A 12,996-nucleotide genomic window follows, 5' to 3' on the forward strand; every position below is an offset into this window, starting at 1 on the left:
CCCATTACCTCATTCCTTCTTCTTGGTCAGTTCTTCCCATTGTTCTATTTCTTTTTGTTTTGCAATTTCGTATCGGTTCAATAACTCTTCTTCTTTCACTTTATAAACATCTTCTGGTATTTCTTCTAGTTCATACATCATTTGAAGCTGGATGAGCTTCTGTTGAATCGTTGGAAGGTCATACAGTTCCTTGTCGACTTCTTCTTTCACCTTTTCGCCTACTTTAATGACCAAATTCATTGGTGCAGTGACGATTTTATGCAACATCAGCTTTCCTCGACGGTCAAGCGGATATTGATGAAATTGTAGGCTGGCCAAGGACCTGTATATTTGAAATCAACTTTATCCTTCCATTTTTCATGAGCTTCGTTCACCTTTTGATCGAACAATTCCTCTTTATCTCTATCAACTAGGAAAGAAGCATTCAAGAGCATGGTCTCACTAAGAGACTCATTTGCTTTAGCTGCTTCAGCCGTTTTCTCCAGAGGTGCAAAAATTTCCGTTTCTATATCATTTTGTATTTCTTGAACCATCTTTTGGGCTATTCCACCTAACTGGATACGCTCAAAATAGCTTGCAGCCTCTGATCTACCTTTAACGGCCTCTGCTTTCTGGACGGCTTCAGGATTTTCGTTGACCTTTGATTCAAGCCATCCCTTTTTTCCGATAACCTTTAAACCAACTTCTATTTTCCCTTTAATTTCAGGGAATAGTTTCTTGAATTGTGGATACAAGTTTTCCAACAGGACCTTTACATCATCCGTAGTCTTGAAAACATTTCCGAAGCTGATCGGGATTACCGTATCATTTTGATCCATTACTTTGGATACAGTGTTCTGATGAAACATCAAATTATCTCTATTGGGGTGATAGATTTTCATCGGCACTTCGGTTGCAACCATGGCCGCATCCTTGTATCTGATTGTGAATATTTTTCGTTCAGTCCCTTCTATTTCCACTGTTCCAAAATCGTCATCCTGTTCGGTCTGTATCCCACAAAATAGATATATCCCCTTCTCTTCCTGCTCGCCCATTCTATTACTCTCCTTTTCCATGATTACATGGTCATATATTATTGCATTCTTTTCTTATCAGCTCTTCTGCTGCTGTGCGAGGGTCTTCAGCTTCAATGCAACGGCTCATCGGATAAGAAAGTATGTCGAGACAAAGTTGTTGAAATTCTTCATCCTCGCCATCGATTAGAATATCTTCTTCTAAAGCAATCGTTGCAATCATGATCGATGATCTTATGCTCGGAACATTGCTCGTTTCCTTGGAGCATTGGACACGTAAATTTGATACAAGGGTCGTAATCGCCCTGGCATCACTTTCATCAATCCCAACTTTCTCGGCTACGATTTCTGTTTCCCCATCTATATCTTTGTAATCCACGTAGATTGTGACCAATCGATCCATCAAGGCATCCTGTGTTTTATAGACACCAGCATATTCTGCTGGATTACTAGTGAAAATCACTGAAAACTCAGGGTGTACCCTGTAGAAGGGTTCTGTAAGTTTTGACCCGTACAACGGGAGAACACCCTCTTCCAATATTGATAAAAAAAGATTGTTCGTCGTTGGTCGGGATCGTGTAAACTCATCATAAACGAGGGTATACCCATTTTTGACTGCTTCAAGCAAACGGCCATCTCTCCAAGTCTCCGTTACACTTTCATCTTTTTTGTATACAGAACGTATATACTGATCGATGACCTTTTTGCTTGTATAACCTGTAAAATCACCGATCAAATCCTTATTGTTCAGTTCATGGTTGCCATGCATAACCATGACAGGCCTCTTCCGTTTCTTTGCAACGGCTAGTGCAAGCGATGTTTTGCCTGCACCGGTAGGTCCTATGAAATGGAGCGGATATCCGGCGTTCAGGTATTGCAAAGATCTGGAAAGCAACTGTTCGGTTTTTGGATCTTTTATCAGTTCTCTTGTATCTTTCTTTGCCTGTTCTTTCAATACAGCCATTGAAGCCTCCCTCTGGTTACCTCCTAGACTCAACATCTACAGCGCTTCTAAAGCGAACATCCAGTCTTTTAAACGAGGTGACCTCTTTATCTTGATTGATTAAGACTTCATAGGTTCCAATCATTTCGTCTTTTGCATACTTTTTCATATATTCTTTTTCCTCGATTACTTCGATTGTGACCTTCCAGCCTTCTTTTTCCTCCATTGCCTCTACCGATGTGATCTTATGCGGCGGGGCAACATGCTCTTTGAAAAAATCAGTCACATTTTGCATGATTTCTTTAATTTCCATAGCCGCCTCCACTAACCATTTGAGTTATGAGGGAAGAGGGCTTATTACAAGCCCTCACACCTCTATATGCTGAATTGTGCATTTCTTCTTTCATTTGATTGTGCAGGTAACCCTTCTTCTTCCACTTCATCCCGCACCAATCCAACTGCTTCTGCATAACGCAGCCATGTATCGACACTTGCGATAACTACCCGTGCTTCAACTGTTAAAATTTCTATACCCACAACAGAAACTCTGACGAAAGCATCGATGACAATCCCCTTATCGAGGATCCGATCGATCACTTCTGCAAGACTAGAACTATCTGTACTTTTTTGAACAGCCATTTTACCATTCTCCTCTCCATATGGTTTAATGATTTAAGATCCCAATGTCTTAATATCCTTTGAAGATTTAATATCCATTGAGCTTTTTATTTCTGTTGAACTTTTTACATCTTTATAGCTCTTGATATTGTTGACGCCTTTAATATTTTGAACGCCTTTCAATTTCTTTGTATCTTTATTATCCGAGGAAGATATTTTTTCTTGGAACTCTTCCCCAGCTTCTTTGATTTTTGCCAGTTTTTCTCTGACAGACAATAAGACGTCTTGTACTTTGTCTTGTGCCTTTTCTGCTTTTTCATGAACTTTATCCGCATTCCGATCTTTAGCATCCGCTAATTTTTCAGAAGCTTCATTAGCTTTGGATTGAAGCTCACTTGTCATCTTTTCTTTTGCTTTTTCTTTTGCTTCTTCCTTTACCTTCTCTTTAATAGAGTCAGGAGTCTTTTCAATTGCTTTGATGACTGCTTTACGAACAACCTTTTTTACAGGTTTATCACTCATGGGAATTCCCCCTTTAAGGTTGCCTAAACATTACTTTTTCTCCTCAAGCAAAGCATTCAATTTTTCCTCAATTCGTTGTAATTGTTCGTTCAAACTTTTATTTTCTTCTTTCAGTTCATCGTACTTTTCATCATTCTCAATGACGGATTCTTCACTTTCCTGCTCGTCATTACTTGGTTTTAGAAAAGCTCCGCCTTGTTTCAATAAACTTCCTTCATATTTATTCCAATAACCTGCTGCGGTTTGCCGCAGTGCCATCATAGCCTGTTCTGTGATCATCTGTTGTGCTGATCTTCTTAGTTCGGTTCCTGCAGCCCTTACCACTTCTGATTGACCAAGGCTGTTCATAACCTTTTTTCCAGTGCCAGGGCTTGATAGGAGACCGATGCTAGCACCAACAAGCCCTCCAATTATGGCAAAATTCATAGAATTTTGTTGTTGTTCATTTGTTGGTTGATTATTTTTTTGTTTATCTGTCATCCCGATTCGATTCCCTTCTCTAGTATTCTTCACAATTTAGAGTTTGCCAGCCTCATATATTTTAAAAGCTTAATTGCCCCTGTCTGCCATTTTCTTCTACTAGTCCTTCTTCTTGTACATCATCACGTAGTAATCCAACAGCATTGGCATATCTTAACCAGGTATCTACGCTGGCGATGACCACTCTCGCTTCAACCGTTAAAATTTCAATGCCAACAAGTGAAACTCTGACGAATGCGTCAATTACAATTCCCTTATCTAAAATCCGATCGATCACTTCGGCAAGGCTGGAACTATCTGTACTTTTTTGAATGCTCATGGTCCACATTCTCCTTTCGGTTATTATTAAAGTGATTAAGAGTCTAACCAAACTGAATATTTGAATTTAGTGGGAATATACCCCCTTTGATTTGGTCTTAAAACCACTGTTGGGTAAAGATGGATATCGAGTACCAGTTTTTTTATATATTTTTTTCTAATACTATTTTGATGTAATAATAGAATCCCTTAACAAAAGGAATTTTTACGCTCTTGGTGTCTGAATAAAACAAACGTAACAATTAGATTACAAAAAATATAAACAGGCAATAATGATGATTCCCTTATGTAATTACTCAAAAAAAGACAATTTTTGAGCATTTCAGAGCATTTGTGAGAATATTCAAACTTATTGCCCGTTGTAAATTTTACATTGCTTAAAATTTGAATATATAACCATATTTAGGCTTTGTGTCCTAGATTATAGTTCACTATACTAATAAGATAGTTCTTTCGTCTAAGAATCTTTTATACTGTTATCTCTCACTAAAACTCTCAAATCTTTCTTTATATTTGGCTCTGTTATACTTCATTGTTGAATTTTGCGAAATTCACTCCCTTTCCGCGGGCGATCCACAAGCCTTCTCGCGCGTTCCTCGCTGCGGGGTCTCGCCTGGCTCGTTTTATCCGCAGGAGTATCACGAATTTCGCATTTAGCATTTTTTCTATTAGAAATCAACATTAAAATTTAACAAAGCCTTATATTAAAAACTTTTAAGGAGGTTTAAAAATTGAAAAGACTATCTTTATTTATGGTGATCACCACAATGCTTTTACTAACAGCTTGTGGAAACAATTCTGATGTCGATAGTGATCTTTCAACATTTGATCGGGCTAAGGAAGAAGGAAAAATTACCGTTGGTTTTGCTGGTGAAAATCCTTACGCATATGAAGATGAAAATGGAAAACTTACTGGAGAAGCTGTCGAAATTGCCAGGACAATTTTCAAAGAGTTAGGTATAGAGGAAATGGATGGTGAATTGGTAAAATTCAGTTCATTGATTCCAGGATTGAAAGCTGGAAAGTTTGATGTCATCACAGCCGGCATGTACATAACACCAGATAGATGCAAAGAGGTGGCATTTGGTGAGCCAGAATACAGTATAGGAGAATCTCTCGCAGTTCAAAAAGGAAACCCGTTGGACCTTCACAGTTATGAAGATATCGCGAATAATCCTGATGCAAAAATTTCTGTCATGAACGGTGCCATTGAAATTGATTATTTAAAGGCGGCGGGAGTTAAAGATAGCCAAATGGAAATCGTTTCTGATATTCCAGCGAATATTTCCGCCCTTGAATCAGGCAGGGTAGATGCGATTACAATGACTGGTCCAACTCTTGAAGCTGCCCTCGAAACGGCAAATGCTAAGAATATCGATCGTGTAGAAGATTTCACACAACCGACAGTGGATGGAGAGAGTGTACGGGGGTATGGTGCTGCAGCATTCAACCCATCAGATGGAGAACTTATCGAAGCCTATAACAAAGAGCTTGAAAAATTGAAGGAGTCTGGAGAACTATTAGAAATTATACAACCATTCGGGTTCACTGAAGAGGACCTGCCAGGAGATATGACAACAGAAGCTTTATGCGGTGAATAGACCCGTTCCTTTTATAGCAAGTAATGAATATGAAGACAGGCGCTCTATAAAAAGGAGGGCCTGTTCTTTTCTTAAAGGCTTCATCAGTTCAATTTCTATGAAAGATCTTTTAAAACGTCTTTCCATAGATCCTTTTCATATAATCCAAAATTGAAGGGTGTGGGACAACATTAACGTTTATTTGGACATCTTACATAAATTATTACCGGCAGGATGGATGACGATCAAAATCTTAGTAACATCTGCATTATTAACGTATTTGATCGCTTTTATAGCTGGTTTAGGGAGAGTATCACAGTTTTCAATCATTCGAACCTTGACCATGATTTACGTAGAATTATTCCGTGGCACCTCCTTGCTCGTGCAAATGTTCTGGATCTTCTTCGCCTTACCTGCATTTGGTGTAGAGTTTTCAGCTTTCTGGGCAGGGGTATTAGCATTAAGTTTAAACTACGGGGCTTATGCCTCTGAGGTTGTAAGAGGATCAATCCTCGCTATTCCCAAAACGCAGACTGAAGCCTCCATCGCTTTGAATATGACTCGATGGCAACGTTTGAAATTGGTCATCTTACCTCAAGCATTCCGGATTATGCTTCCGGGTTTGGGAAACAACTCGATTGAACTGCTGAAAGGAACTTCCCTTGTATCACTCATTACTTTAGGGGATTTGACCTACCGTGGATTGATCATCCAAAATACAAATCTTAGTTACACGGTCCCTGTATTTGTATTATTATTGATTCTTTATTTCATCATCGCTCTACCACTTATTATCATCGTACGGCGATTAGAGGCTAGAGCATCGAAAGGAGTGGCCAAGGCATGAGTTGGGATTGGGAGTTTGCCATAAAAGTTTTCCCGGAAATATTCAATGTAATTTGGCTTGTAATTGGAATAACATTTGGTGCCTATGCAGTCGCTCTTGTATTTGGTCTGATATTAACCTTCGCACGAAGATCAAGCTTCAAGCCTCTGTCTTGGACTGTATACGGTTTTATTGAATTTATACGCAGTACACCGCCATTAGTCCAACTATTTTTTGTGTATTTTGCGTTACCGTTGATAGGTATATCTCTTAACAAATATGTAGCAGGAATCCTTACCTTAGGGATCCATTACAGTACATATGTGTCAGAAGTGTATCGTTCTGGGATCGACTCGATTGAAAAAGGGCAATGGGAAGCTGCAAGAGCATTGAACTTTACCAAATCACAAACATGGTTTAAAGTCATTCTCCCTCAAGCAATCCCCCCTGTTATCCCAATGCTTGGAAATTACTTGATTATTTTATTTAAAGAAACTCCACTCTTAATGGCAATCGGAGTAGTTGAATTTCTACAAAAAGCATTCTTGATTGGAGCAGATCATTTCAAATATCTGGAGCCATTAACCATTGTCGGCTTACTATTTCTTCTGCTCAGTTATCCATCTGCTCTACTTATCAACAGACTTGAAAAATGGTCAAACCAGGCTTACGGAAAGGGAAGCCGTTAAATAATCCAAGCTAATGAATGACAATAGGAGAAAGGAAGGAACAATGACAAAAAATTCGGTTCAAAATCAACCACTTGTTAAATATGAAAAGGTTACAAAGAAATTTGATGATTTAGAGGTTTTAAAAGGATTAGACCTTGATATCAATCAAGGAGAAAGAGTTGCATTAATAGGACCAAGTGGTTCAGGGAAAACCACAATCATCAGAATGTTGATGACATTGGAGAAACCTACTGCCGGTATCATAAAGGTAGACGGCACTCCATTATGGCATAAAGAGGTAAACGGTAAATTGATGCCTGCCGATGAAAACCATTTACGAAAAATCCGCGGGGATATCGGTATGGTCTTTCAACAATTCAATCTATTCCCTCATATGACGATTCTAAGAAATGTAACGGAAGCTCAGATCCATGTAAAAGGTATTCCTAAGGCTGAAGCTGAAAAACGTGCAAAAGACATGCTTGAAAAGGTCGGGCTTGGGGAAAAAATCGATGCTTATCCTCTTCAACTATCTGGCGGCCAGCAACAACGAGTTGCAATTGCCAGAGCCGTTGTTATGCAGCCGAAAATTATGCTCTTCGATGAAGTAACCTCTGCATTGGATCCAGAGCTCGTCGGGGAAGTATTGCAGGTGATTAAAGAAATTGCAAAGGAATCTGATATGGCCATGATTCTCGTTACACATGAAATGGATTTTGCACGTGATGTAGCCGATCGCATCGTCTTCCTGCATGATGGACTAATTGAAGAACAGGGAAGTCCTAAAGAAATATTGGAAAACCCACAAAGCCCTAGACTCCAATCCTTCCTTAAGCGTTTTTTGAGTACTACTTAATATAAAGGCACTGTTATACTTTATGATGGATTTCAGCGAAATTCACTCCCTTTCCGCGGATCCACAAGCCTCCTTAATCGCTTTTCCCGCTGAAGTGTCGCGAATTACGCATAAAGCAATTTGCTATCTTGCTATTGATAATCACCAACAAGAATATAGCGTCAATAGAAAAAAAGTAGCGGTTATTTTTCGCTACTTTTTTTCTATTACTTATTCATACTGGATAGGAAGTCACCCAGCGGATCTTCATCCTCTTCAGAATCGTCTTCTTGTTGATTGTGAAGTTTAGCCTGTAGATTATCCAAGTTGAACTCGGTTAAATCATCGTCGTCTTCTACCCATTTGTGCTTTTTGCTTGCAGGTTTAGCCGTGTTAACCGTTTCTTGATGTAAGTCCGGTAGTGTAGCAGCTGCCTCATCTTCTTGCAAATAAAGTGCTTCATCAATATCAACCGAATTACTATTCAAGGAAGCAAGAAGCGTAGTTGCGCGCATTGGGTCATTAAGCAAATGGAACATGATACTGCCTATAAGTGCTTCGGAATGCTCGTGCTTGATCCAATTTCGCTGTTCTTTCGTCAACTGCTTAGGAAGGGGGATTGTAATCGTTTCTCTTTCTTTAGCAAAGGATTCATTTACGCCTTGTAGAACAAACTGAGCTATTTTACTAGAAAAGTTTCTTTTCTCAGTTTCTTTCAACCTTTGCAGTTGTTTTAAAAGATGATCCGGTGTATCAGAGGGCACACGAAATGTTATCGTTTGACCTCGTTCTACACTTTTTTTAGAACCATTCATACAATCACCTACTTAGCAGATGCAGTCTCTTTCTTCTCTTCTTTCGTATCTTTAGTATTTTTACGGATGAAATCAGAAATCAGCTTGTAATAAGCATTTGCCATCATCCAGACACTTTCATTTTCATCCTCAAAGAATTCAATATTGAATCCTTCCAAGTTGTTATTCAACATCTTCAGATAATCCTTGAGGACAGCAGAACCACCGCCTACAAAGTAGCAAATCTCTGTTTGAGAGTTACGTTGCCATACGTTTCTCAGATAACGGTATTGCTTTTTTGCAAGCTCTAAAAGGATTCGGTCTGTAATGTCATGCACGTTTGTACGGCTTCCTTTTACCATGATGTGGTGACGATTGTTCTTTCTAGTGATGATATCGACAACATCCCTGCGACTGTCCAGTTCGACGCCATGTTTCGTCAAAATTTCATCACGGATCATTTCAAGGGATTCTGCAACACCTAAATTGAATCCTTGTGCTTTGTCATCATCAACGTTCCGATTACGGATTACGGCGATATCCGTAGAAAGACCTCCAATATCTTGAATAAGGATTTGTTTGTCGATCAAGTCTTTGTTAATGATATTCAAGTCATTATCCATTACTAGATTCACAAACGCTGCAAATCCTTCAGGATATACTTTGACCTCATCAAACTTGATGTTAACTTTCAATCCTTGATAACGGGGTGTGACCAAAAATTCGATCTGGTGGACTGACCCTAGTAGTTGAGAACGGTAACCGACATCTTTGCCTTCTTTAACTTCTCTTAATGGTAATCCTGTTCCAAGTGTATAATTTGCTTCGATCACTTTTTTATTGTCCCTTGATTGATTTCTTCCATAACCGACTGCATCTAATGCTAGTGAAGCAAATAGCATGATCAACGTTTGGTCTTCTTCTGATTTACTGCTTCCCGGATCCAATTCTGTGGAGTTACTAGTTTTCGTTGCTAGATTACCAACACGATAAACCGCATTATTTTCTTTTAAAGCTGGAGAATGGACGCGTATATGTATGTTATCGATTGGGTCTTTTTCATCCAATTCTTCAATTCCGATGACAGGACGGTCTTCCATGTCTCTTGCAATCACATTAGGAATATACAATGAATTTTCTAGTTTTCCAAAATTAGCTTTTACTGCATCATTACCAACATCAACCGCAGCAATTCTTGATTTAGCCATAAAAATATTACCCCTCTCAGAGAAAGTATTTAATAGATTAAACTTATTAGACAATGGCAAAATAGTCAATGCGTCTTTTTTCGTGTTCTTTTTTGTATACTTGTACACAATTTGTAAACAGTTGATATATCAATATGTATACGTATATGTAAACATGTACACGCTTTTGTATACTTAATGTTTACATTTTGTGTACATGTTTACCTTTTTGTATACATTCCAATATATAGGTAAATAACCCCCTCCCCCGCTCTCTTAACAGACGAAAACAAGGTTGTTCCTGTAAATTATTGGGGTCTTATTTTGTCATATATTGTTAATTTTAGAATGTTAAAATCGAAGTAGAATAGTAGATAGGAATGACTTACAAAGAGGTAAATGATAAATTTAATCTGGAGGAGGAAGTAGGTAAGGAATACAAGAGTTAAATAAACAATAAAAACTTTCTTGCCTTGGAGCGAAAAGAGGTAAAAGAGGAAGAAGCGACTTTAGAAATATGTTGTAATTTATACAAGGTAGGAAGAAGATGTAGAAAGATTGTACAAAATTACTCTAAATATAAAAGACAAGATAGGAACAAAGCATAATATGTCATAAAAAAACACCTATAGAAGAAGATTCGAACTGGACGAAGGATACATTCAAGTGATCAACCAAAAACCCCCTTCTGAATCATTTATTCAGAAGGGGGAAGAAAATATCGATTTTTGATGGATCACTAGTTAGCTGAGTGGAATTGTTCAGTTTCTGTCGAGCCTTTAAGAGCGGTTGTGGAGGAAGTCCCACCTGAGATAACTTTTGCTACTTCATCAAAATAGCCTGTTCCAACTTCACGTTGGTGTCTAGTAGCTGTATAACCGTATTGTTCACTTGTGAACTCGGCTTGTTGAAGCTCAGAATATGCAGCCATTCCTCGATCCTTGTATTGTCTTGCCAATTCAAACATGCTGTGGTTTAATGCATGGAATCCTGCTAATGTGACAAATTGGAACTTATACCCCATTTTTCCGAGTTCCTTCTGGAATTTAGCAATCTTGAGATCATCAAGTTTTGCTTTCCAGTTGAAAGATGGTGAACAGTTATACGCGAGAAGTTTACCAGGATATTTTTCATGAATTGCCTCTGCGAATTGTTGAGCTTCCTCAATATTCGGTTCAGATGTTTCACACCATACCAGGTCAGCATAAGGCGCATAAGCAAGCCCTCTGGCAATTGCCTGGTCGATTCCAGCATTCGTACGGTAAAATCCTTCTGCTGTACGCTCACCTGTAATGAAATCTGCATCCACTGGATCAATATCACTTGTGATAAGGTCCGCAGCGTTTGCATCAGTACGTGCGACAATAATTGTAGGTACCCCCATCACATCAGCAGCAAACCGTGCTGAAATCAAATTACGGACAGAAGTCTGGGTTGGAAGTAATACCTTTCCGCCTAAATGCCCGCATTTTTTCTCAGAAGATAATTGATCCTCAAAGTGGACTCCAGCAGCTCCTGCTTCAATCATACTTTTCATAAGTTCAAAGACATTCAACTGTCCGCCAAACCCCGCTTCCGCATCAGCCACGATCGGGGCGAACCAATCGATATCACCTGTACCTTCCATACATTGTATCTGATCAGCTCGCTGCAAAGTTTGATTGATTCTTTTCACAACTTGCGGAACGCTGTTAGCTGGATAAAGGCTTTGGTCTGGATACATATTTCCTGATAGGTTCGCATCTGCTGCAACTTGCCATCCACTCAAGTAAATCGCCTTTAAACCTGCTTTCACCTGTTGCATCGCCTGGTTTCCAGTCAAAGCACCAAGGGCATTGACGAAATCCTCTGTTTTAAGTAGTTTCCAAAGCTTCTCAGCACCATGTCTAGCTAAAGTATGTTCTATTTCAATCGAGCCTCTTAACCGGATCACATCTTCAGCTGTGTACGGCCTTGTAACGCCTTTCCATCGTCCATCTTCGTTCCAATAATCCTGTAAATTCTCAATCTTTTCTTTACTCAATGTAGGATCCTCCCTAATCAACATTAGTTTTTTTTGATAACCTGGGTTCTTAAAGAATTCTCAAAATGATCATTTACTATCAACCATCTTTAAACGCTCTTTTGAATAACGATTAACTTATGGTTTTATTCATATCGTCACCCTTCAACTCTCTGAACATTTCCACCTTAACCCTCCAGATTTTCACTTCCATTCATCCTCCTAAGTATTAAAAAGACGATAGAAAGGACGAGGAACACCCTCATCCTTCTATTCTGCTTTTTTTGACAGGCAGTGTTCACATTCCATGAAATACGACTCAGCCTGTTCCTTGATCGTCTGTCCACACTCAGGGCATTTTTTCTTAGGCAAGTTTTTGAAAAATTGAACCGGATTCTCCATCGCCATTTGTAATTCCTCCTTTTTTAGATCAAATCATTTTTTGGTTTCTCTGTTATAGTACAGTATACATAAGACAGGTGAGTTTGTGTACCCATTTTTTGATTTTTTTGAAATTTTAACAACTCATATAGCTATAAACCTTGTTATATAAGGGTTTATAGAAATATTTTTTTGTTTCGATCAATTTATTTCTGTTATATTACAGAATATTGAATTTAAAAGCATCTATGTTGTGAAGATGAAATCCACTAAAAAAAAGAGCTTCTCTGGTGGAAGCTCTCTATTTAGTATGAATTCCATTTGTAGATCTAAAGGTTCTTTCGAATACGTTCTGATTAATCTCTTTTACATAACTACACCCCAAACTTATATAAAAATGTTGGGTTTCAATTGATAGATGGGCAGCAATATATAACTTGTATGCCCCTTTTTGTTTTGCTTCCGCGCAACACATCTTAAACAGCTTGTTACCTACACCCTTGTTACGGTATTCGTTCGATACATGGATATAAGAGAGTTCGAGATAATCATCATTAGATCCGAAAAACTCACCTTCTACACTCGCAAAGCCAATCAAAGGTGCTTCTGAAAAAGAACCTGCAACAATTCCGCCATACTGTATGGAATTTCGCAACTCCTGTAAGACTAGACGTTTTTTATTTTCATCCCAATCCTCTATGAAGTGATCGGTTTTAATAGCGTATTGGTCATTCTCTTTGTACCATACTTGATCTCTTGAAAACGGCTGAAAGTCGTGAACAGATCGGGGATTAATTCCTTTGATGTTATTAATCTATATTCTAAT

General features: G+C 38.6%; 17 protein-coding genes. 4 read left to right on the plus strand and 13 right to left on the minus strand.

Annotated features, from left to right (window positions below; genetic code table 11):
* Positions 1-9: 9 nt before the first annotated feature.
* From ACJROX_RS29735 to gvpA, 8 genes are all read right to left on the minus strand, one after another.
* A complete protein-coding gene (locus tag ACJROX_RS29735) occupies positions 10-267 on the minus strand; it encodes a gas vesicle protein GvpG (RefSeq protein WP_408008762.1) in 258 nt (85 codons plus the stop codon).
* Entirely contained in the window at positions 267-1,034 is a 768-nt protein-coding gene (locus tag ACJROX_RS29740) for a GvpL/GvpF family gas vesicle protein (RefSeq protein ID WP_408008763.1), read from the minus strand. Before ACJROX_RS29740 ends, ACJROX_RS29735 begins: the two co-directional genes overlap by 1 nt.
* Before the next feature lie 31 nt (positions 1,035-1,065).
* Entirely contained in the window at positions 1,066-1,977 is a 912-nt protein-coding gene (gene gvpN, locus ACJROX_RS29745) for a gas vesicle protein GvpN (RefSeq protein ID WP_408008764.1), read from the minus strand.
* A gap of 16 nt (positions 1,978-1,993) precedes the next feature.
* Positions 1,994-2,269: a gas vesicle protein GvpO gene (gene gvpO / locus ACJROX_RS29750; RefSeq protein WP_408008765.1), complete on the minus strand. Its 276-nt coding sequence runs from the start codon at positions 2,267-2,269 to the stop codon at positions 1,994-1,996.
* Between the two features lie 62 nt (positions 2,270-2,331).
* Entirely contained in the window at positions 2,332-2,595 is a 264-nt protein-coding gene (gene gvpJ / locus ACJROX_RS29755) for a gas vesicle protein GvpJ (protein ID WP_408008766.1), read from the minus strand.
* A 33-nt stretch (positions 2,596-2,628) separates the two neighbouring features.
* On the minus strand, positions 2,629-3,096 hold the full coding sequence (gene gvpQ / locus ACJROX_RS29760) for a gas vesicle protein GvpQ (protein ID WP_408008767.1): 468 nt from the start codon (positions 3,094-3,096) through the stop codon (positions 2,629-2,631).
* A 30-nt stretch (positions 3,097-3,126) separates the two neighbouring features.
* A complete protein-coding gene (gvpT, locus tag ACJROX_RS29765; RefSeq protein WP_408011835.1) occupies positions 3,127-3,576 on the minus strand; it encodes a GvpT/GvpP family gas vesicle accessory protein in 450 nt (149 codons plus the stop codon).
* A gap of 61 nt (positions 3,577-3,637) precedes the next feature.
* Entirely contained in the window at positions 3,638-3,895 is a 258-nt protein-coding gene (gvpA, locus tag ACJROX_RS29770) for a gas vesicle structural protein GvpA (RefSeq protein ID WP_408011836.1), read from the minus strand.
* 751 nt (positions 3,896-4,646) lie between these two features.
* On the opposite strand from gvpA, the gene ehuB reads away from it, so the two are divergent.
* From ehuB to ehuA, 4 genes are all read left to right on the plus strand, one after another.
* A complete protein-coding gene (gene ehuB / locus ACJROX_RS29775) occupies positions 4,647-5,495 on the plus strand; it encodes an ectoine/hydroxyectoine ABC transporter substrate-binding protein EhuB (protein WP_408011837.1) in 849 nt (282 codons plus the stop codon).
* 169 nt (positions 5,496-5,664) lie between these two features.
* Positions 5,665-6,321 carry an ectoine/hydroxyectoine ABC transporter permease subunit EhuC gene (ehuC, locus tag ACJROX_RS29780; protein ID WP_408011838.1) on the plus strand — a complete coding sequence of 219 codons (657 nt, stop codon included), beginning with the start codon at positions 5,665-5,667 and terminating at the stop codon, positions 6,319-6,321.
* Positions 6,318-6,989, plus strand: a complete 672-nt coding sequence (gene ehuD / locus ACJROX_RS29785; protein WP_408008768.1) for an ectoine/hydroxyectoine ABC transporter permease subunit EhuD — start codon at positions 6,318-6,320, stop codon at positions 6,987-6,989. The genes ehuC and ehuD overlap by 4 nt, the downstream gene beginning before the upstream one ends.
* Before the next feature lie 43 nt (positions 6,990-7,032).
* Positions 7,033-7,827 carry an ectoine/hydroxyectoine ABC transporter ATP-binding protein EhuA gene (ehuA, locus tag ACJROX_RS29790; protein WP_408008769.1) on the plus strand — a complete coding sequence of 265 codons (795 nt, stop codon included), beginning with the start codon at positions 7,033-7,035 and terminating at the stop codon, positions 7,825-7,827.
* Positions 7,828-8,033: 206 nt separating this feature from the next.
* On the opposite strand, the gene ACJROX_RS29795 is transcribed toward ehuA, so the two are convergent.
* The 5 genes from ACJROX_RS29795 to ACJROX_RS29815 form a co-directional block, all read right to left on the minus strand.
* On the minus strand, positions 8,034-8,621 hold the full coding sequence (locus ACJROX_RS29795; RefSeq protein WP_408008770.1) for a hypothetical protein: 588 nt from the start codon (positions 8,619-8,621) through the stop codon (positions 8,034-8,036).
* 8 nt (positions 8,622-8,629) lie between these two features.
* The gene (locus tag ACJROX_RS29800; protein WP_408008771.1) at positions 8,630-9,808 is read right to left on the minus strand and encodes a hypothetical protein; all 1,179 of its coding nucleotides are present in this window, start codon (positions 9,806-9,808) and stop codon (positions 8,630-8,632) included.
* A gap of 718 nt (positions 9,809-10,526) precedes the next feature.
* Entirely contained in the window at positions 10,527-11,810 is a 1,284-nt protein-coding gene (aceA, locus tag ACJROX_RS29805; RefSeq protein WP_408008772.1) for an isocitrate lyase, read from the minus strand.
* A gap of 249 nt (positions 11,811-12,059) precedes the next feature.
* Positions 12,060-12,197, minus strand: coding sequence for a protein YhfH (gene yhfH / locus ACJROX_RS29810; protein WP_408008773.1), 138 nt, complete (start codon positions 12,195-12,197; stop codon positions 12,060-12,062).
* A gap of 274 nt (positions 12,198-12,471) precedes the next feature.
* Positions 12,472-12,984, minus strand: a complete 513-nt coding sequence (locus ACJROX_RS29815) for a GNAT family N-acetyltransferase (RefSeq protein ID WP_408011839.1) — start codon at positions 12,982-12,984, stop codon at positions 12,472-12,474.
* Positions 12,985-12,996: the final 12 nt, after the last annotated feature.

The sequence above is a fragment of the Pseudalkalibacillus sp. A8 genome (assembly GCF_045920555.1).
In the GTDB taxonomy this organism is placed as follows: domain Bacteria; phylum Bacillota; class Bacilli; order Bacillales; family Fictibacillaceae; genus Pseudalkalibacillus.